Annotated in this window: 17 protein-coding genes and 4 tRNA genes; 16 read left to right on the top strand and 5 right to left on the bottom strand. The window is 67.5% G+C overall.

The features are described 5' to 3' along the window. The first annotated feature begins 18 nt into the window (after nt 1–18). From KMW22_RS00105 to KMW22_RS00085, 5 genes are all read left to right on the top strand, one after another. Entirely contained in the window at nt 19–996 is a 978-nt protein-coding gene (locus KMW22_RS00105) for a sensor histidine kinase (RefSeq protein ID WP_221087993.1), read from the top strand. Next, nucleotides 986–2,038, top strand: a complete 1,053-nt coding sequence (locus tag KMW22_RS00100) for a chemotaxis protein CheB (protein ID WP_221087992.1) — start codon at nt 986–988, stop codon at nt 2,036–2,038. Before KMW22_RS00105 ends, KMW22_RS00100 begins: the two co-directional genes overlap by 11 nt. Before the next feature lie 65 nt (nt 2,039–2,103). Continuing rightward, entirely contained in the window at nt 2,104–2,316 is a 213-nt protein-coding gene (locus tag KMW22_RS00095) for a hypothetical protein (RefSeq protein WP_221087991.1), read from the top strand. A 30-nt stretch (nt 2,317–2,346) separates the two neighbouring features. Further along, entirely contained in the window at nt 2,347–2,985 is a 639-nt protein-coding gene (gene mqnB / locus KMW22_RS00090; RefSeq protein WP_221087990.1) for a futalosine hydrolase, read from the top strand. A 581-nt stretch (nt 2,986–3,566) separates the two neighbouring features. After that, nucleotides 3,567–4,892 (top strand): cytochrome P450, encoded by a 1,326-nt coding sequence (locus KMW22_RS00085; RefSeq protein WP_221087989.1) that lies wholly within the window; start codon nt 3,567–3,569, stop codon nt 4,890–4,892. 206 nt (nt 4,893–5,098) lie between these two features. Here KMW22_RS00085 and KMW22_RS00080 read toward each other — a convergent pair whose 3' ends face one another. Further along, nucleotides 5,099–6,394, bottom strand: a complete 1,296-nt coding sequence (locus tag KMW22_RS00080; protein WP_221087988.1) for an IS701 family transposase — start codon at nt 6,392–6,394, stop codon at nt 5,099–5,101. Between the two features lie 66 nt (nt 6,395–6,460). Continuing rightward, nucleotides 6,461–6,901, bottom strand: a complete 441-nt coding sequence (locus tag KMW22_RS00075; protein WP_221087987.1) for a hypothetical protein — start codon at nt 6,899–6,901, stop codon at nt 6,461–6,463. A 230-nt stretch (nt 6,902–7,131) separates the two neighbouring features. Between KMW22_RS00075 and KMW22_RS00070 the strand changes: the two genes are divergently transcribed. From KMW22_RS00070 to KMW22_RS00050, 5 genes are all read left to right on the top strand, one after another. Continuing rightward, nucleotides 7,132–8,103, top strand: coding sequence for an ABC transporter substrate-binding protein (locus KMW22_RS00070; protein ID WP_221087986.1), 972 nt, complete (start codon nt 7,132–7,134; stop codon nt 8,101–8,103). Nucleotides 8,104–8,181: 78 nt separating this feature from the next. Beyond that, the gene (locus KMW22_RS00065) at nt 8,182–8,895 is read left to right on the top strand and encodes a hypothetical protein (RefSeq protein ID WP_221087985.1); all 714 of its coding nucleotides are present in this window, start codon (nt 8,182–8,184) and stop codon (nt 8,893–8,895) included. Nucleotides 8,896–9,095: 200 nt separating this feature from the next. After that, the gene (locus KMW22_RS00060; protein WP_221087984.1) at nt 9,096–9,500 is read left to right on the top strand and encodes a putative dsRNA-binding protein; all 405 of its coding nucleotides are present in this window, start codon (nt 9,096–9,098) and stop codon (nt 9,498–9,500) included. Further along, nucleotides 9,497–10,162: an HAD family hydrolase gene (locus KMW22_RS00055; RefSeq protein WP_328774536.1), complete on the top strand. Its 666-nt coding sequence runs from the start codon at nt 9,497–9,499 to the stop codon at nt 10,160–10,162. Before KMW22_RS00060 ends, KMW22_RS00055 begins: the two co-directional genes overlap by 4 nt. 142 nt (nt 10,163–10,304) lie before the next feature. Then, the gene (locus KMW22_RS00050; RefSeq protein ID WP_221087983.1) at nt 10,305–10,646 is read left to right on the top strand and encodes a YraN family protein; all 342 of its coding nucleotides are present in this window, start codon (nt 10,305–10,307) and stop codon (nt 10,644–10,646) included. Nucleotides 10,647–10,778: 132 nt separating this feature from the next. On the opposite strand, the gene KMW22_RS00045 is transcribed toward KMW22_RS00050, so the two are convergent. Further along, the gene (locus KMW22_RS00045) at nt 10,779–11,912 is read right to left on the bottom strand and encodes a citrate/2-methylcitrate synthase (protein WP_221087982.1); all 1,134 of its coding nucleotides are present in this window, start codon (nt 11,910–11,912) and stop codon (nt 10,779–10,781) included. A gap of 91 nt (nt 11,913–12,003) precedes the next feature. Here KMW22_RS00045 and tsaB point away from each other — a divergent pair, with 91 nt between their 5' ends. After that, the gene (gene tsaB, locus KMW22_RS00040) at nt 12,004–12,561 is read left to right on the top strand and encodes a tRNA (adenosine(37)-N6)-threonylcarbamoyltransferase complex dimerization subunit type 1 TsaB (protein WP_221087981.1); all 558 of its coding nucleotides are present in this window, start codon (nt 12,004–12,006) and stop codon (nt 12,559–12,561) included. A 72-nt stretch (nt 12,562–12,633) separates the two neighbouring features. Here tsaB and KMW22_RS00035 read toward each other — a convergent pair whose 3' ends face one another. Together KMW22_RS00035 and KMW22_RS00030 are read right to left on the bottom strand one after the other, a co-directional pair. After that, nucleotides 12,634–14,502, bottom strand: a complete 1,869-nt coding sequence (locus tag KMW22_RS00035; protein ID WP_221087980.1) for an ABC transporter ATP-binding protein — start codon at nt 14,500–14,502, stop codon at nt 12,634–12,636. After that, nucleotides 14,499–16,406 (bottom strand): ABC transporter ATP-binding protein, encoded by a 1,908-nt coding sequence (locus KMW22_RS00030; protein WP_221087979.1) that lies wholly within the window; start codon nt 16,404–16,406, stop codon nt 14,499–14,501. The genes KMW22_RS00035 and KMW22_RS00030 overlap by 4 nt, the downstream gene beginning before the upstream one ends. 300 nt (nt 16,407–16,706) lie before the next feature. Here KMW22_RS00030 and KMW22_RS00025 point away from each other — a divergent pair. From KMW22_RS00025 to KMW22_RS00005, 5 genes are all read left to right on the top strand, one after another. Beyond that, nucleotides 16,707–16,782 (top strand) — tRNA-Thr (locus tag KMW22_RS00025). Between the two features lie 63 nt (nt 16,783–16,845). Next, nucleotides 16,846–16,931 (top strand) — tRNA-Tyr (locus KMW22_RS00020). A 7-nt stretch (nt 16,932–16,938) separates the two neighbouring features. After that, a tRNA-Gly gene (locus tag KMW22_RS00015) sits at nt 16,939–17,011 on the top strand. Between the two features lie 8 nt (nt 17,012–17,019). Then, nucleotides 17,020–17,094: transfer RNA gene (locus KMW22_RS00010), tRNA-Thr, on the top strand. Nucleotides 17,095–17,253: 159 nt separating this feature from the next. Then, on the top strand, nt 17,254–17,704 hold a 451-nt coding region (locus tag KMW22_RS00005; RefSeq protein ID WP_221087978.1), incomplete at its 3' end, for a GTP-binding protein.

Below are 17,704 nucleotides of genomic sequence, written 5' to 3'. Positions count from 1 at the left end.
CGGCGGCTCTCGGCGCACATGGACAGCACCGAAAGCCGCACCTTCGCCCTGTTCCTGCGCCGCCTGACCACCGAGCCGGGCCGCCGCAGTCTGGACCTGTGGCTGCGCGGTGCCGACGAGCGGCGGCTGGCGGTGCAGATGGAAGGCGAAGCGGTGCCCGGCGCCCCCGGCGTGCCCAGCCACTGCCGCCTGACGCTGACCGACATCACCCTGCAGCGCGAGGCCCAGGAAGAGGTGATGCGCCTGAACGCCTCGCTGGAAGCGCAGGTGGAAGAGCGCACCCGGCACATCCGCGAACTCAGCGATGAGCTGGAAACCTTCCTGTACGCCGCCGCGCACGACCTCACCACGCCGCTGCGGCACATCCGCACCTTTACCTCGCAGCTGAGCGCCGGGCCGCCCGGCCCCAGCCCCGAACAGGTGCGCTGCGCCGAGCAGGTTGAGCAGGCCGCCGAGCATATGGAACACCAGCTGCGCGCCCTGCTGACCATTTTCCGCATTGGCCGCAGCCGCATGCGCTTTCAGGCCGTGGACCTGAACCGGGTGCTGCACGAGGTGCGCAAGGATCTGGCCGCCGACCTGCGGGGCCGCGAGGTGGTCCTGAGCGCCGACGGCCTGCCGCGCGTGCCGGGCGACAGCCTGGCGCTGCAACTGGTGTTCAGCCACCTTGTGGGCAACGCCCTGAAGTTCAGCCGCACGCGCTGCCCGGCGCGCATTCAGGTGGGCGCCCAGGAAGCCGACCGCGAGTGGCTGCTGTACGTGCGCGACAACGGCGTGGGCTTCAACATGCGTCAGAAAGACCGCCTGTTCGGGGTGTTTCAGCGCCTGCACCGCGACAGCGACTACGAGGGCATGGGTGTGGGGCTGGCGCTGGTGCGGCGCATCGTGAACCGGCACGGCGGGCGCGTGTGGGCCGAGGGCAAGGTAGACCAGGGCGCGACTTTCTGGTTCAGCGTGCCCAAGGTGCCCCCCACCGGGGCCCCGGATGGCCGCTGAGTCAACCCCACTGGTGGTCATAGGAGGCTCGGCCGGGGCGCTGGGCGCCCTGCTGAACCTTGTGCAGACCCTGCCGCCGGATTTCCCGGCAGCGGTGCTGGTGGTCGTGCATGTCCCGCCGGACCAGCCCAGCGTGCTGCCCACGCTGCTGCAGCGGGCGGGCCGATTGCCTGCCGCGCACGCTGAACACGGCGCGCCCCTGCGCCCGGGCCGCATTCTGGTGGCCCCGCCCGATCACCACCTGCTGGTGGAGGGAGGGCGCGCCGTGCTGTCGCGCGGACCACGCGAGAACCACGCCCGGCCCAGCATTGACGTGCTGTTTCGTTCGGCGGCCTTTGTACAGGGTGCGCGGGCAGCGGGGGTGGTGCTCTCGGGGATGCTGGACGACGGCACCTCGGGGCTGTGGGCCATTCGCCACAGCGGCGGGCTGGCCCTGGCGCAGCACCCGGCCGACGCTGAATACCCCGACATGCCCCTGAGCGCCATCCGGCAGGTGGAAGTGCACGACGTGCTGTCCTCGCACGATCTGGGCCCCGCCCTGGTGGCCTGGACGCGGCGGCTGTCGGCGCCTGCCGCCCCGCCAGCCCCAGATGAGCGGCTGCGCACGCGGCTGCAGCAGGAAGTCCGCACTGCCAGCGGCGACGCCGACGCGCCACTGGACCTGCTGCGGGCCCAGCCGCTGTCCCCCGTCACCTGCCCGGAGTGCCACGGCGTCATGGCCCAGATCACCGAAGGAACGCTGACCCGGTACCGCTGCCACACCGGGCACGCCTACAGCGCCAGCACCCTGCAGGCCGATGTGCAGCGGGTGGTGGACCAGAGCCTGGGCTCGGCCATGCGCGCCCTGAACGAACAGGCATTGCTGCTGGGGCGGCTGGCCGACCAGTACGACCGCGCCGGCCAGCCCCGGGAGGCTGCCAACCTGCAGGCCGAGGCTGCCGAGGTGCTGCAGCGGGCCCAGGTGCTGCGCGACTTGCTGCAGCGCCCGCCCGCCACCGCGCTCCACCCGCCGCCCGGCGGGCCAGACTCTTCGGGCGCCTAGGCCGCCACGGCCCCCACAAAGCGCCCAGCAAGAAAGGCGTCAGGGCGGGGGCGCACACTGCACCCATGACCGACCACGAGGCCCCCCTGCTGTTCCGGGCCCAGGTGCGCGCCGAGGTGGCCCGCGCCAGCGCTCGCCTGCGCCAGGAGCAGCAAGACGCCCTGGCCCACGCCCTGGAAAGTGGCTACCTGGAAGCCCTGACCTCCGAAGCCGAGCTGCAAGTGGTGTACCGCTGGGCCCTGACCCTGCGCGTGGGGCCGGCCCGGCTGCAGGCGTAGCGCGGCGCGCGCCGCGCTAGCCTGCGCTCCATGAACGCCCTGATCGTGGTGGCCACGCTCCCCGAAGCCGAACGCCTGCAGGACCTGCCGGGCGCCCGCGTGGTGGTCAGCGGCGTGGGGCCGGTGGCGGCGGCGCTGGCGACGGCGCAGGCCCTGGCGCAGGCCCCAGCCGAGCTGGTGATCAGTGCGGGCATTGGCGGGGCCTACCCCGGCTCCGGGCTGGCCCCGGGCGATCTGGCAGTGTCCAGCGTGATCGTGCAGGCCGATCTGGGCGCCTGGGACGGCCCGGCGTTCCTACCACTGGACACCCTGGGCCTCTCGGTGCGGCCCGGGGTGCAGCAGGGCACCCAGTTTGCGGTGTGGGCCAGGGCGGCGCAGGTGGCGCAGGCGGCGGGCGCCCGCTTTGGGCCGGCGCTGACCCTGTGCAGCGTGACCGGCTCGGCCCAGGGCGCGCAGGCCCTGGCGGCCCGCTTTCCCGGCGCGCTGTGCGAGGGCATGGAGGGCGCGGGGGTGGCACACGCGGCGCTGCTGGCCGGCGTGCCCGCCTTAGAGGTGCGCGGCATCAGCAACCCGGTGGGCCCCCGGGACCGCGCAGCGTGGCAGCTGGGGCCCGCCCTGGCCGCCACCCGGCGGGGCACCCAGGCCGCGCTGGCCGTGCTGGCCGGGTAGGGGGTAGCAGGAGAAGCGGCGAACAGCCGGAAATGGGCTTAAAAAGAACCTCTGGGACGGAACAGGAGATTCCGGTAATGGATAGAAATTCGTGCCAGCCCCTCGTGCAGGCAGGTTCCAAGCCCAGAGCAGTTGACATCAAGATGATGTTGGTTCTTGACCCTCTGCCCTCGTGGGACTCCAAGAGCTGCGCCGCAGAGAGGGGTGAGGGGGCTCTTTCGTCAACCGCTCTAGAGAGGCGGCAGGTGCGCAAACGTGGTCCAGAAGGTCAGGCCCGTTTACCCGACTCTGCTGAGTCGCTGTTCAGGTCCCACCCTTTGCGACGCCGCTCTGCGAGTGCCCTGCCAAGGGGAGAAAACGTCGGGTCCCTCAAGTTCCCCCAGCCGAAGTGTTGAAGCGGCCCGCACGATTGAAGAGGGTCCTCGCAACCTCCAGGACCCGGCGGCGTTGGCCCGCTCTCACCACCTATAGCTTAAGAATCGCTCTGGATGCCGCTCAGGGTGTACCGTGATAAGGCACTCTCTCCCCTGCCTCTGCCGCGTTTCGTCTTCCCTTTTGCCCTGGTCCCAGGAGGCCCCGCCATGACCACTGCCGCTTCGCCCGCCCCCACCTCTGCCATGCCGCTGGCCCCGGGGTTGCCCCTGGTGGGCAGCCTGCTCCCCATGATCCGCGACAGCGAGGGCTTTCTGGCCGCCCAGGCCGCGCGGTTGGGGCCCTGTTTCCGGGTGAAGGTGCTGAACCAGTCGCTGGTGGTGCTGGCCGGGCCCACGGCCGCACAGGTGATGGCCGAGAACAGCGGCGAGGTCACCGCGTGGCGCGTGTGGGAAGGGATTATCAAGGAGTTCGGTGGCCGGCAGGTGCTGACGATGCTGGAGGGCCCGGACCATCTGGCCTACCGGGCCGCCGCCCGCGCCGGCTTTGCCAAAAGCCGGGTGCTGGAAGGCCTGCCCCAGGTGGCCGCCCTGACGCGGGAGGCGCTGGACCGCACCGCCCCCGGCGAGGTGCTGAAGGTGGTGCCCTTTGCGCAGCGGCTGGTGGCCGACTGCATTGGCACCCTGACGCTGGGGCGCCTGCCAGGGCCGCATCTGGCCGCGTTTATGACCTACTGGCACACCCAGCTGGCGGTGCATCTGGTGGGTTCGGCCCGTCCGGCGGCGCTGCGCAAGGCCGCGTACCTGCGCGCCAAGGCCAGTGCGCGCGCCTTTGCCCACGAGGTGCTGGCCCAGGACCCCGGCGAGCACGCTTCAAGCTATGTCAGCGACCTGCGCCGCCTGCGCGAGACCCGCCCGGACCTGATGGACGACGAGGAACTGCTGTTCATGATGCTGATTCCCTACGTGGCCGGGCTGGACACGGTGGTGAACGTGCTGTCGCTGACCCTGTACGAGCTGTACCGCCGCCCCGAGGTGCTGGCGCGGGTGCAGGCCGAGGCGCGCCCGGTGGTCGAAGCGGGCCTGCCCGCCGAGCGGCTGCGCGACCTGAAGGTGCTGCACGCCGCCGTGCTGGAGGTGCTGCGCCTGTACCCGGTGGCGAACACCCTGCCCCGCTACGCCACGCGCGACTTCACGGTGCAGGGCTTCCCCGTGCGCCAGGGCGAGCGACTCCTGATGGCGCTTTTCACCTCGCAGCGCGACCCGGCCCTGTTCAAGGACCCCGACACCTTTGACCTGGACCGTTTCCTGGCCCCGCGCAACGAGCACAAGCAGAAGGGTGCCTTTCAGCCCTACGGCGCGGGCGCCCACACCTGTCTGGGCGCGGGCATGGCCGAGGCGCTGCTGGCCTCGGTGCTGGCGGTCACGGTCACGCACGGCCGCTTCAGCCTGTTTCCGCAGGGCTTCCGCATGAAGCCGTTCCACTCGGCCAACCTCTCCCCCGACCCCCGCCTGAGCCTGCGCCGCGAAGCCTAGGCAAACGACTGGAGGGGCCGCCGACCCAGGGAAGGTCGGCGGCCCCGGTGTTGGGGTGGGCTCAGGACATCGCCCCTCACGTTGCGACTTTTCAGGAGAGCGCCGAAAAGTCTCCACTTCCGGTGCAACGTCCTTTTTTCGCTCCTCGCTTCGCTCGGTTGATCTCAAGATCAACTTCGAGGTTCTTAGCTGTACTTTGGGGATATTCAAGGACCGCTGAATAAAGCTGTGCAGGCGCGGCATTGACGGCAGGGAGGTGGCAGAGGCGAGTCTCCTGCCACCTCGGCGCGGATGGCGGGAACGGTGTCGCCCATCAGATCGTCGGGCTGAGTGAGTCGTAGCCATTGAAGGAAGGTCAGCGCCACCATGCAGAGCACGGCGTGGTGATGCAGGCCCTGCCAAGAACGGCCCTCGAAGTGATCCAGGCCGACTTCCTCCTTCAGCTCCCGGTGGGTCAACTCGCAGGCCCAACGGCGCTTGGTGACCGCCACCAGACGAGCCAGCGGTGTGTTGGCGGGCAGGTTGCAGACGTAGTATTTGCGTTCCTCCCCCCGCCGCTGTTCCCCGATGATCCAGGCAGCTTGTCCGGGAAGGTGTTGGCCCTGGGCGTTCTCCCCATCGGCCAGGCGGACGTAAACCGCTGCAAAGCGTCCTGCAAGCGGGCCCTTGGTCCCGTGTCGCCAGACTAGGTGCTGCCATGCAGCACCGTTCAAGACCTCCTCCACCGATTGCCGGTCCTCAGAGGGGGTCGGGTGTTTCGGCCTTCTCCCTCGGAAGATCTTGGGGGTCGGGATCAAACGGACGTCCTGGGGATAGACCGTCTGTGTCCGGGTCACACCCACGGACCACAGCAGCCCGCGCTCGGTCAGTGCCTGCCGGAACTGGGCATTCACCCCGTACCCGGCATCTGCCAACACCATGCCGAAGGTGACGTGTTCGCGCACCCGGTCCAGTTCCTTGAGAGCCAGCTCCCACTTGGTCTGCGGCAGCTGGTGTTCCAGTGGAACACCAGCTGCGCTGAGACGAGCAGGATCGCGGGTCCACTCCTGCGGCAGGAAAAGCCGTAACGCGAGGGGAACGGGCAACTCGTGCTGGGCCAAGGTCAAGGAGACCAGACATTGGCAGGTGGTAATCTTCCCAGCCTGCCCCGAGTACTGGCGGGCGACGCCTACGGATTTGGTGCCGAATTTCGTCAGACAGGTATCGTCGATAATCAAGACGGCTTCTTTCCCGCCGAGCATGTGCTGGGCCCGTTGAGCGAGCAGCGTTTCCAGGGGAGCTGTCAGCCACGGGCTATCGGTGATGAATTGTTGGATGTGGTCTTCTTTCCCGGGTGCGACCACGGCAGCCAGAGGTTGCATGCTTTTCCGATGGGCAGTGCTGCACAGTCCACGGACGTACAGCGGAGCCCAGGTTCGCTGGGCACGGTGACGAAAGTGCGTCAGGAAAGGTGCGAACCAGGTGGGAAAATGTCGAGTCCATCGAGGAAGGGGACGAGGCATAGCAGGAAGGCCAGCATCACGGATGCTGGCCCTCTCGTCACTTCTCTGAATATCCCCAAAGTACAGTTAGCGGTACAGGGAAAGCAGCACGGCGGTGCACGGGGTCCAGTCGCAGTCCTCCATGCTGAGGTTCACGGTGTATCGCCCCGGCCCCACCCGGAAGGTCACGATGGGTTCATCGTCGGCGGCGTAGTCCCAGGCCACGCGGTTGCCGCGTTCATCGCGCACCTCCAGGTCAATGTCGAGGCAGTCGTCGTCGCAGATGGCCTTGACCTTGTACTCGCCCCCCAGCAGGTTCATGGTCACGCGGGCCGTCTGACCATTGTTCAGGTCGTACACCTTGGGCGCGAACAGTTCCCGGTAGTTGCCGTTGGTCATGCCCGCCTGCAGGGAACTGGCATAGATGCCGTACAGCCCAGAAGGCACCGTGTCGGCGTGGGCGGGCGTGCCCAGCAGCAGGATCAGTGGCAGGGCCAGCAGTGTGCGGGTGAAGGCAGTGCGGTTCATGGTCTCTCCCCTCCCAGGGCGCTCCATCCAGAGCAGGGCGGGAACAGGCAGGGCCACCGTGGCCCCTTGCCCCTGTTCTCGTCTGGCACGCAGCGTAGGTGGCCCCCCGTGACAGAGCCGTGACCCAGGCGTGACCGCCAGCGGCCGACCCCCGCACCCCCAGGGCGCCCCTGTTTCCTTCTGTTCTTCAATTGACAAAATGACTCAACTTCTCTGCTATGCTTTGTTTTATGAAGCGAGCTGTTCTCTCCCTCCTCACCCTTTCGCTGCTGGCCAGCGCCAGCGCCCAGCAGGCGCGCGAACTGCGCCTGGGGGTGTTTCCCAACGTGACCCACGCCGCCGGGCTGGTGGGTATTCAGCGCGGCCTTTTTCAGAAGGAACTGGGCAACGTCAAGCTGGTGGTCAAGGAATTCGCCAACGGCTCCCAGATCAACGAGGCCTTTGCAGCCGGCGCTATTGACGCCGCCTATGTGGGCCCGGGGCCGGCCATGAACGCCTTTATGCGCGGCGTGCCCATTCAGGTGTACGCGGGCGCGGCCAATGCGGGCGCGGTGCTGGTGGCCCGCAAGGACAGCGGCGTGCGCAACGTGAAGGGCCTGAGCGGCAAGAAGGTGGCGGTGCCCACGCGCGGCTCCACGCAGGACATCAGCCTGCGCCACCTGCTGCACGAAAACGGCCTCAAGGCCACCGATGAAGGCGGTACGGTGACGGTGGTGCCCATTGACCCGGCCAACATGCCCGCCGCCTTTGCCAGCAAGCAGGTGGACGCCGCCCTGGTGCAGGAACCCTGGGGCGCCATCCTGGAAACGCAGGGCGCCCGGCTGGTGGCCAACGAAAAAGCCATCTGGGAGGGCGGGAACTACACCACCACCGTGCTGGTCGTGAACACCCGGTACGCCGCTGCCAACCCGGCCGTCGTTTCGGACCTGCTGCAGGGGCACCTGAACGCCATCAAGTTCATCAACAGCAGCAACGCGGGCGCCCAGAAGGCCATTGCCGATCAGATCTACGCTTTTACCGGCAAGCGCCCCAACGCCGCCGAACTGTTCAAGGCCCTGGCGCGCACCCGGGTGACCTGGGACATCAACCTGAAGACCCTGAGCGAGTACGCCGTGCTGAACAAGGAAGCCGGCTTTGCGCGCGACGTGCCGGACCTGAGCAAGTTCGTGAACCTCAGCGTGATCCGGGGTCTGGCGAAGTAAAGGGCAATGGGGAGCGGGACGCGGAGAAAGGCGGCCGCGTCCCGCTTCCTGTGGTCCGGCGCCCGGTACACTACCGGGATGACAGGGCCTAGAAAAGGATCACGGGGACGCGGCCCGAAGAAGAACACCGCGCAGGGCCGGGGCGGCGTCACGCGCGACGCCAGCCGCCCGGTGCGTGACCGCAGCAGCGCCGGGGGCAGCGAGGACCGCGCTCCCCGCAAGGTGACAGACCGGCCACAAGGTCAGGGCGGCCCCGCCCGCCCCGGCAGCGAGGGCGGCGCGCGCACGCCCAGCCGCAGCGGCGGGGGCAGCGGGCAGGGTGGCCGTGGCCCGGCACGCGGGGGACTGGGACGTGGGGGCCTGGCGCGCGGCGGCGCCCGGCCGGCCAGTAAAAAACCGCTGCCGGAACTCAAGCGGGTGCAGCTGGACGCCCCGGCCCCGGACACCGTGTTCGTGGACCGCGACGGCGAAAAGCTGACCTTTCCAGACAGCAACCTCAAGCGCGTGGCGGCACAGATTCTGAGTGCCAAGCGCAAGGCGTGGCGCTACCGGCCCTTTTCCTTTCCGCTGTTTACCGACAAGGGCAACGAGCAGACCTTTCACTTTGACTTCTACGTGTACGACGCCGAAGACAGCGTGATTCGCCTGATTCTGGTGGTGCCCTTCGAGTCGCGCGAGGTCTGGGACCGCGTGGGCCGCTTCAAGCGGCAGTACCCCATGTACCCCTACGAACTGTGGACCCCGGAGAAGCTGCACCACCTGGGCGGGCCACGCGGCCGTCTGGATTTTTAAGGCTGGGGAACGAGTCGGAGGACCAGGGCGCACGTTCCTGGTCCTCTTCGTTTTGAGGGGCACAGGCGCGAGGAATTGAGGGCTGCCAGAGCCCTCGGCCCGTCCTGCACCACATCCCCTAACCACTCTCCACCCTTCTCTCTCCCCTCCTCATCTGGCTCTCCCGCTCCTGCCGGGCGCAGACCGCTAGGCTGGAGCGCATGAACGTCAATGCCAAAGGGGACCTGATCGCCCGCGCCATCGCCCTGGGGCTGGGCACCCCCAGTTTCGAGGTCACCACGCAGGGCCCGCCCCACGAGCCCACCTTCCGCGTGACCGTGCGCGTGGGCGGCGAGGTGCTGGGCCCAGGCGGCGAGGGCCGCAGCAAGAAAGACGCCGAGCGTACGGCCGCCGAGGCCGCCCTGCAGGCCCTGGACGGAGGCACACCGGCAACAGAAGGCCGCTGGCCCATCTACAGCGCCGTGCTGGCCGAGGCGCTGGAGGTGGCGGCCGACTTTGCCCCCGACGACACGTCGCTGGACGAGGTGCGGGTGCGCGCCGCGCAGCTGTACCGCGACCTGCTGCGCGACCTGGGCCACGGCCCCGAAGGAGACGACGAGGCGTGAGCGGCTGGCCCTGGCGCCCGGCGGGCGTGCTGTTCGACATGGACGGGGTGCTGACCCTGAACAACCACTTTCACCGGCAGGCGTGGCAGGAGGTGGCGGCTGAGGTGCTGGGCCTGCACCTGACCGAGCACGACCTGGACACCAAGGTGGACGGTGGCCGCAACCCCGAAATCATTGAGCGCCTGACCGGCGCAGTGCCGGACGAGGCCCTGAGCCGCCGCGTGCACGACACCAAGGAAGGCCGTTACCGCGCCCTGGCCGCCGGCGCACTGCGCGAGGTGCAGGGGCTGGGCGCCTACCTGGACGCCCTGGAGGCCCGCAACATCCCCTTCTGCCTGGTCACCAGCGCCGACGCGGTGAACGTGGCCTTTGGCATGGAGGCGTTGGGCTTTGGCGAGCGCTTCACCGTGCGGGTGCTGGGCGAGGACGTCACGCGCGGCAAGCCCCACCCAGAGCCGTTCCTGCTGGGCGCCGCGCGCCTTGGCCTGGACCCCGCGCAGTGCCTGGCCCACGAAGACGCCGTGAATGGCGTGCGCAGCGCGGCCGGGGCTGGTTGCCGCGTGGTGGCGCTCACCACCACCGCGCCTGCCGAAGCCCTGCGCGCGGCGGGCGCCGCCCTGACCGTCCCCGACTTCGCCGGCTGGGCCGCGTGGCTGGCCTGACAGCGGTCTTCCGTTGCGTTGAGGGGAGGAAGAGACCCCCTCAACTCCACTCCAACCGCTGTCTGTCGCGGTCACTCGCTCCGCTCGCCCCACAAGACTTGAAGGTGAAGCCTTCAAGTCTTGTGGGTACCGCCATGAGCCCATGAAAGGCGCCGAGGCCGAGGCCCGGGCGGCGGCCCACCTGCAGGCCCTGGGCCGCACGGTGCTGGCCCAGAACTACCGCATCAGGGGCGGCGAGATTGATCTGGTCACCCGCGAGCCGGGCGGCACCCTGGTCTTCACCGAGGTTCGCCACCGCGCCGCCGCCGACCACGGCAGCGCCGCCGAAAGTGTCACCCCCCGCAAGCTGGCCCTGATGCACCGCGCCGCCCTGAGTTACCTGCTGCGCGAGTGTGGGCGCGACGATCTGCCCTGCCGCCTGGAGGTCCTCACCATTGACGGGCCGGCGCAGAGCGGGGTGTTGCGGGTCTGGCCAGTGGAGTGAGGCGGTGAGGGTTGAAGGGAAATGGTAGAAGCTCAGGGGCACGCCCCAGCTCCCCTCTGCCCCAGCAACAAGCAGAAAGGCGGCCCGGTTCTCCCTGGCCGCCCTCCTCTATCAACCCTCAGCGTTCAGCTCTCAGCCCCTGTCCTGCAGTTTCACGTACTTCGCGTCCCGCTCGCCGGTGTACACGGCGTCGGGGCGCAGCAGGCGGTTGTCGCGGGTGTATTCAATCACGCTGGCGCACCAGCCGCTGATCCGGGCCAGGGCGAAGATGGGCGTGAAGAACTCCTTTTTAATCCCCAGGTCGCTGTACACCGTGCCGCTGTAAAAGTCCACGTTGGGGTAGATGCCCTTGGAGCCAATGCGGTCCACGACGACCTTTTCAATGGTTTCCAGAATCTGGTAGTAGTTGCTCTTGCCTTCCTTGTTCGCCACGTGCTCGGCGTAGTCGCGCAGCACGCGCGAGCGGGGGTCAAAGTACTTGTACACGCGGTGCCCCACGCCCATGATCTTCTCTTTGTTGTCCAGCTTTTTCGTGATGTACGCCTCGGCCTGCTCGGGGGTGCCCACCTCGTCCAGCATGTCCATCACGGCTTCGTTGGCGCCGCCGTGCAGCGGCCCCTTGAGCGCGCCAATGGCGCTGGTGATGCACGAGTACATGTCCGACAGCGTGGAGGCCGTGGCAATCGCCGTGAAGGTGCTGGCGTTCATGCCGTGGTCCACGTGCAGCACCAGGGCAATGTCGAACAGCCGGGCCTGCTCGGCGGTGGGCTCCTTGCCGCTCAGCATGTACAGGTAGTTGCCCGCGTGGGTCAGGTCCATGCGCGGCGCCACGATGTCCTGGCCGTCCTGCGCGCGGTTGATCGCGGCGATGATGGTGGCGAACTGCGCGATCATGCGCGTGGCGATGGCGCGGCGGCCCTCGGGGCTGGTGTCTTCGGCCTGGGGGTCCAGCAGGCCCAGGTACGACACCGCCGTGCGCAGCGCCTGCATGGGGTGAATCCCTTTGGGCATCGCCTGGATCACGCTGATCAGGGCTTCGGGAATGGCGCGGTTGGCCTTCAGCTCGGCGTCAAAGGCCGCCAGCTCGGCCGCCGTGGGCAGGTGGCCGTTCAGCAGCGCCAACGACAGTTCTTCAAAGGTGCTGTTCTCGGCCCACTCCTGAATGGGAATGCCCAGGTGGGTCAGAATCCCTTCGGTGCCGTTGATGAACGTGAGTTTGCTTTCCGTAAAGAGGACGCCCTCAAGCCCTTTGGCGATATTCGTCATGATGCTGCGAGCATAGCACCGCGCCGCTTTCCCGCCGCCCCCGCCTCACGTTCCCGCAGGGGTGACAGAGCCCCCGTTACAATGCCGGGCGATGACGGCTTCCCCCTCCTCTGTCACCCTGGCCCTGGACACGGCCACCCCCTGGCTGACCCTGGCCCTGGTGTGGCCCGGCGGTGAGCTGAGCGTGTCGCGCGAGGTGGGCCGCGCCCACGCTGAACTGCTGCCCCAGGCCGCCCGCACCCTGTTTGATGATGTGGGCCTGCCCTTCCGCGCCGACCTGATCGTGATTGGCACCGGCCCCGGTTCCTATACCGGCGTGCGGGTGGGCGCCAGCTACGCCCTGGGCCTGGGCCGGGTGTGGGGCGCGCCGGTGCTGGGCGTCAGCACCTTAGAAGCCCTGGTGCGCGGCGAGGGCAAGCAGGGCGTGTCGCTGGACGCCCGCAAGGGCAACGTGTACGGCGCCGTGTACGAGGTGCAGAGCGGCATGGTGCATACCCGCCTCCATGACCCCGCCCGCCTCCCCCTGCCCGACTTTCAGGCCATCCTGGGCGACACCCCACACCACCATGATGTGGCCCCGGACGGCCTGGCCCTGCTGCGCGCTGGCGTGGCCCACGGACAGCGGGAGTGGGCGCTGGCGTATTTGTAAGGGGATGTAGGACGTGGGCTGTAGGTTGTAGGGGTTTTCCCACAACCTACAGCCCACGTCCCACAACCGCCCTCAGTCCGCCGCGTCCCCCTGCGCGTACTGCAGGCGGTGCAGCCGGGCGTAGTACCCGCCCTTGTCCAGCAGCTGGCGGTGGCTGCCCTGCTCCACAATGCGGCCCTTGCGCATCACCACAATGCGGTCGCAGTGCTCGATGGTGCTCAGGCGGTGGGCAATGATGATGCTGGTGCGCCCCCGCATCACCTTTTCCAGCGCAGCCTGAATGCGCAGTTCGGTTTCGGTATCCACGTTGGCGGTGGCCTCGTCCAGCACCAGCAGAATGTCCGGGTTCTGGATCAGGGCGCGGGCAAAGGCCAGCAGCTGCTTCTGCCCGGTGCTCAGCGTGGCGCCGCGCTCGCGCACCTCGGTCTGGTAGCCGTGTTCCAGGCCCAGGATGTAGTCATGCACGCCCACGTAGCGGCAGGCCTCCACCACGCGCTCATGGGGAATCCCGGGGTTGTTCAGCGTCAGGTTGCTTTCAATAGTGCCGGCGAACAGAAACACGTCCTGCAGCACCACGCCCACATGCTTGCGCAGGTCGTGCTGGGCCAGGTCGCGCACGTCCACGCCGTCCACCTTCACGGCGCCGCGCTGCACGTCATAAAAGCGGCTGACCAGGGCCGTCACGCTGGTTTTGCCCGCTCCGGTGGCGCCCACCAGGGCCACGCTCTCGCCGGGGGCAATGCTCAGGTCAATGCCGCGCAGAATCCAGCGGTCATCGCTGTCGGGCGTCTCGGCGGTCACGCTCTGGTCGTAGGCGAACCACACACGCTCAAAGTCCACCCGACCTTCAAAGTGGGGCAGAGTCTTCGCGTCGGGCTTGTCCTGAATGGCCTCTTCGGTGTCCAGCACGCCAAAAATGCGCTCGCTGCTGGCCATCGCTGCCTGCAGGTTGTTGAACACGTCGGCCAAATCCTGAATGGGCTGAAACAGCTGCTGCGACAGCTGCACGAAGGCGAACAGCGTGCCCACGGTAATCGCCCCGGCCACGGCCCCGCTGGCATCGGCGCCCAGAATCTGGCGGGCGGCGAAATACAGAATGAGGGCCACCGCTACCTGCCCCAGCACCGCCACCACCGGCATGAACAGCGAAAACCACTTCACCGAATTCTCGTTGGCGCTCAGCAGGGCGCGGTTGCTCAGGTTGAAGTCCAGGGCGCTGCGCTTCTGGCGCCCGAACAGTTGCACCGTCAGCATCCCGGTGATGTTCTCGTTCAGCTTGCTGTTCACAATCGCCTGCTGGGTGCGGGTTTCGCGGAAGGCGTCGCGCAGTTTGGTACGGAAATAGTTGGTGGTCAGGAACAGCACCGGCAGCACCGAAAAGGAAATCAGCGCCAGGCGCCAGTTCACGCTCAGCATGATCACCACGTACACCACGATGATGAAGCTCGACTGGATCAAGCTCACCAGCCCACCTGTAATGAACTGGTTAATGGCGTCCACATCGCTCGTCACACGGGTGATCAGGCGGCCCACCGGATTCTGGTCAAAGTAGGCCAGGTGCAGGCGCTGCAGCTTGCTGAACACGTCGGCGCGGATGTCGCGCAGCACGTTCTGGCCCAGGTAGCCAATCGCCAGGGTAAAGCCGTACTGCAGGGCGAATTCCACCACCTTCAGCCCCATGTACGCCATCGCGGTCCAGGTCAGGCCGTCCAGCAGCGCCTGGCGGCTGCCGGCCCGGCCCTGCGCCAGCGGCGACAGGTAGGCGTCAATGGCGTGACGCTGAATCAGGGCAAACAGCGGTGAGGCCAGCGAGATCAGCAGCGCCAGCACCACCCCCCCGATCACCAGCCCCAGGTAGGGGCGCACGTAGCGCAGGATGCGGCGGGTCAGCTGGGCGTCAAAGCCCTTCTGAACGGCGTCGGCAGCGTCGGGGCGGGTCATGGGGTCACCTTCTGTTCCAGCAGGTTGGCGGCAGTTTCGGGGTCCGCCACCGCGTCGTCTTCGGCATCCAGGTCACTGGCCAGGCGCTGCAGGCGTTCCAGCTGCGCGTAGTGACCGTTCTGGGCAATCAGTTCCTCATGGCTGCCCTGCTCGGCCACCCGCCCGCCATCCAGCACCACGATCTGGTCGGCGTGGCGCAGGGTGGAGACGCGGTGGGCCATCAGAATCACCGTGCGGCCCTGACTGACTTCGCGCAGGCCATCCAGAATGCGGCGCTCGGTTTCGGTGTCCACGGCGCTTAAGGAGTCGTCCAGAATCAGGATGCGCGGCTCGCGCACAATCGCGCGGGCAATCGCGGTGCGCTGGCGCTGCCCGCCCGAAAGGGTCACGCCGCGTTCCCCCAGCATGGTGTCAAAGCCGGCCGGGAAATCCTCGACATCGTCCAGCAGGCCGGCCAGCCGCGCGGCCTCGCGCACCTTGGCGGGGTCCGGCGTCTGCGGAATATCGGCGGGCGGCGGCGCCCCCACCACACTCACGCCGGTGGGCACCTCGGGCAGATCGCGCGCCTCAATGCCAAAGCCAATGTTGTTGGCAATGGTGTCGCTGAACAGAAAAGGTTCCTGCGGCACCACGCTGATCGCGTCGCGCAGCGTGGACAGCGGAATGGCGCGCAGGTCGTGCCCGTCAATGCGAATGCTGCCGCTCGTGGGGTCCATGGCGCGGGTCAGCAACTGGCCCAGCACGGTTTTGCCGCTGCCCGTGGGGCCGGTAATCCCCAGAAAGGTGCCAGCCGGGATCTGCAGGTTCACGCCCTCCAGCACGCTGGTCTGGCCGTAACGCAGCGTCACGTTCTGGAAGTCAATGTCCCCACGCAGCTGGCGCAGACGCGCCTCCGTGCGTCCGGTCTCGTCGCGCACCAGCGGCTGGGCGTCGAAGATCTCTTTGAGGCGCACCCACGAGGCCAGCCCGCGCTGAATGATGCCGGTGATCCAGCCGATCATCAGCATGGGCCACGTCAGGCGCTCCAGGGTGCCCACGAACTGCACGAACATCCCCACTGTAAAGGTGCTGCCGGGCTCAAGAATCAGGCGCCCGCCCACCAGCAGAATCAGGCCAAAGGCCAGCCCCAGCAGCAGGCTCATGAAGGAGCGCAGCGGCCCGTCCACCTTGGTCAGGGCGATGTTGCGCCTCAGCAGTTCGAGGTTCATGGCGCGGTAATCCTCGATCTCGCGGTCCTCAATGGCGTAGCCCTTGACCACGCGCGCCCCGCTGAAGTTCTCCTGCGCGCGGGCCGAGATCAGCGAGTTCTGCTCCTGGGCCAGGCGGTGGCGCTTGTTGATCTGCCGCGCCAGATAGGTCAGCACGCCCACGATCACGGGCACAATCGCCACCACGATCAGGGTCAGCTGCCAGCTCAGGCTGAACATCACCGCAAAGGCCGTGGCAAAGCCAGACACGATGCTCACGATCTGCCACGCGCCAAAGCCCAGCATTTCGCGCACGGCGCTCAGGTCGCCGGTCAGGCGGTTCATCAGGTCGCCGGTACGGGCGCGGTCGTAATACGGCTTGTCCAGCGTCTGCAGGTGGGCAAACAGGTCGCGCCGGATCTCGTACTCGCTCTGGCGCGAGGCAATCACAATCTGCCGGCGCATCACCAGCATGAAAAAGCCGGCCGTGACCGCCGCAACCACGATGCCCAGTGCGTACAGCGCGGCGGTGCCCAGCGTGATTCCGGGCGTGGCCGGGTTGGTGTCCACCTGCCCGGTCAGGCCGTCAATGGTGAGGCGAATCAGGTAAAACGGCAGCAGGTTGACCGATGTGGCGATCACCACGGCGATCAGGCCGATGGCGTACTGGCGCGTGTGCAGGCGCAGGTACGGCCACAGCGAGCGAAAACTATCCAAGGGGTGCCTCCCGGGGGCGGGCAAGAGGGCGGGGGCCAGAAACGAGGGCGGTTTCAAGGGAGGTTTCTCCCGTGCGCGCGTCAGAATACGCCTGCAGCCCGTCAGCGAAATGCGCCACATGGCGCATACGGCCCCAACGCTCAGGGAAGGCTCAAGGGTGGGCCCCGCCCGTGGCCTCAGCGGAGCGCGATTGACACCCCCCGGGGGCGGTGCTACTATTCCCAGCCGGAAGTGATCGCGCCTCAGCGACACACTTCCGCACTCGGAGGCCGGCCTTCCCCAGCTTCTTTCAGGAACGGTGCCACCCTAGCTCAACTGGTAGAGCACCCGACTTGTAATCGGAAGGTTGGGAGTTCGATTCTCCTGGGTGGCTCCACACGACCTCTTCTCACCACACAGAAGGTGGCTCGTGGCCCGAAGGGGCGAGACAGTAGAATACGGGTAGGTGGCCGAGTGGTTAAAGGCGACAGACTGTAAATCTGTTCACGTAAGTGTACGGCGGTTCGAATCCGCCCCTGCCCACCACGATCACGCGGGAATAGCTCAGTTGGTAGAGCGTCAGCTTCCCAAGCTGAATGTCGCGAGTTCGAGTCTCGTTTCCCGCTTTTTCTAAGCTTCTGTAGCTCAGTGGTAGAGCACTCCCTTGGTAAGGGAGAGGTCGTCGGTTCAATCCCGACCAGAAGCTCCAACAGCCGGAGTAGCGCGTCCCCATGTGTGGGCCGCGCTGCTTCTCTTTCTCACCCAGTGGCCCGCCTGCGCGGCACTTTGCGTTTGCGCGGCGGCCCTGTACACTGTCAAGGCTTGCCTGCTTCCCTTGCGGGCAGTTCCAGACCAGGAGGACACAGACATGGCAAAAGGAACGTTTGAACGGACGAAGCCGCACGTGAACGTCGGGACGATTGGGCACGTGGACCACGGGAAGACCACCCTGACGGCCGCGATCACCTTCACGGCCGCCGCGATGGACCCCACCGTCGAGAAGCTGGCGTACGACCAGATCGACAAGGCCCCCGAAGAAAAGGCCCGTGGCATCACCATCAACACCGCGCACGTGGAGTACAACACCCCCACGCGCCACTACAGCCACGTGGACTGCCCCGGCCACGCCGACTACGTCAAGAACATGATCACCGGTGCCGCCCAGATGGACGGCGCGATCCTGGTGGTCTCCAGCGCCGACGGCCCCATGCCCCAGACCCGCGAGCACATCCTGCTGGCCCGTCAGGTGGGCGTGCCCTACATCGTCGTGTTCATGAACAAGGTCGACATGGTCGACGACGAAGAACTGCTCGAGCTCG

This window comes from Deinococcus aquaedulcis (genome assembly GCF_019693445.1).
Taxonomy (GTDB): domain Bacteria; phylum Deinococcota; class Deinococci; order Deinococcales; family Deinococcaceae; genus Deinococcus; species Deinococcus aquaedulcis.
This window is presented reverse-complemented; position numbering and strand designations above follow the sequence as displayed.

Bases quoted from the DNA above. Each gene is read 5' to 3' on its own strand.
- KMW22_RS00105 (WP_221087993.1), top strand. From the start codon at position 19: ATGGACAGCACCGAAAGCCGCACCTTCGCCCTGTTCCTGCGCCGCCTG.
- KMW22_RS00100 (WP_221087992.1), top strand. From the start codon at position 986: ATGGCCGCTGAGTCAACCCCACTGGTGGTCATAGGAGGCTCGGCCGGG.
- KMW22_RS00095 (WP_221087991.1), top strand. From the start codon at position 2,104: ATGACCGACCACGAGGCCCCCCTGCTGTTCCGGGCCCAGGTGCGCGCC.
- mqnB (WP_221087990.1), top strand. From the start codon at position 2,347: ATGAACGCCCTGATCGTGGTGGCCACGCTCCCCGAAGCCGAACGCCTG.
- KMW22_RS00085 (WP_221087989.1), top strand. From the start codon at position 3,567: ATGACCACTGCCGCTTCGCCCGCCCCCACCTCTGCCATGCCGCTGGCC.
- KMW22_RS00080 (WP_221087988.1), bottom strand. From the start codon at position 6,394: ATGCCTCGTCCCCTTCCTCGATGGACTCGACATTTTCCCACCTGGTTC.
- KMW22_RS00075 (WP_221087987.1), bottom strand. From the start codon at position 6,901: ATGAACCGCACTGCCTTCACCCGCACACTGCTGGCCCTGCCACTGATC.
- KMW22_RS00070 (WP_221087986.1), top strand. From the start codon at position 7,132: ATGAAGCGAGCTGTTCTCTCCCTCCTCACCCTTTCGCTGCTGGCCAGC.
- KMW22_RS00065 (WP_221087985.1), top strand. From the start codon at position 8,182: ATGACAGGGCCTAGAAAAGGATCACGGGGACGCGGCCCGAAGAAGAAC.
- KMW22_RS00060 (WP_221087984.1), top strand. From the start codon at position 9,096: ATGAACGTCAATGCCAAAGGGGACCTGATCGCCCGCGCCATCGCCCTG.
- KMW22_RS00050 (WP_221087983.1), top strand. From the start codon at position 10,305: ATGAAAGGCGCCGAGGCCGAGGCCCGGGCGGCGGCCCACCTGCAGGCC.
- KMW22_RS00045 (WP_221087982.1), bottom strand. From the start codon at position 11,912: ATGACGAATATCGCCAAAGGGCTTGAGGGCGTCCTCTTTACGGAAAGC.
- tsaB (WP_221087981.1), top strand. From the start codon at position 12,004: ATGACGGCTTCCCCCTCCTCTGTCACCCTGGCCCTGGACACGGCCACC.
- KMW22_RS00035 (WP_221087980.1), bottom strand. From the start codon at position 14,502: ATGACCCGCCCCGACGCTGCCGACGCCGTTCAGAAGGGCTTTGACGCC.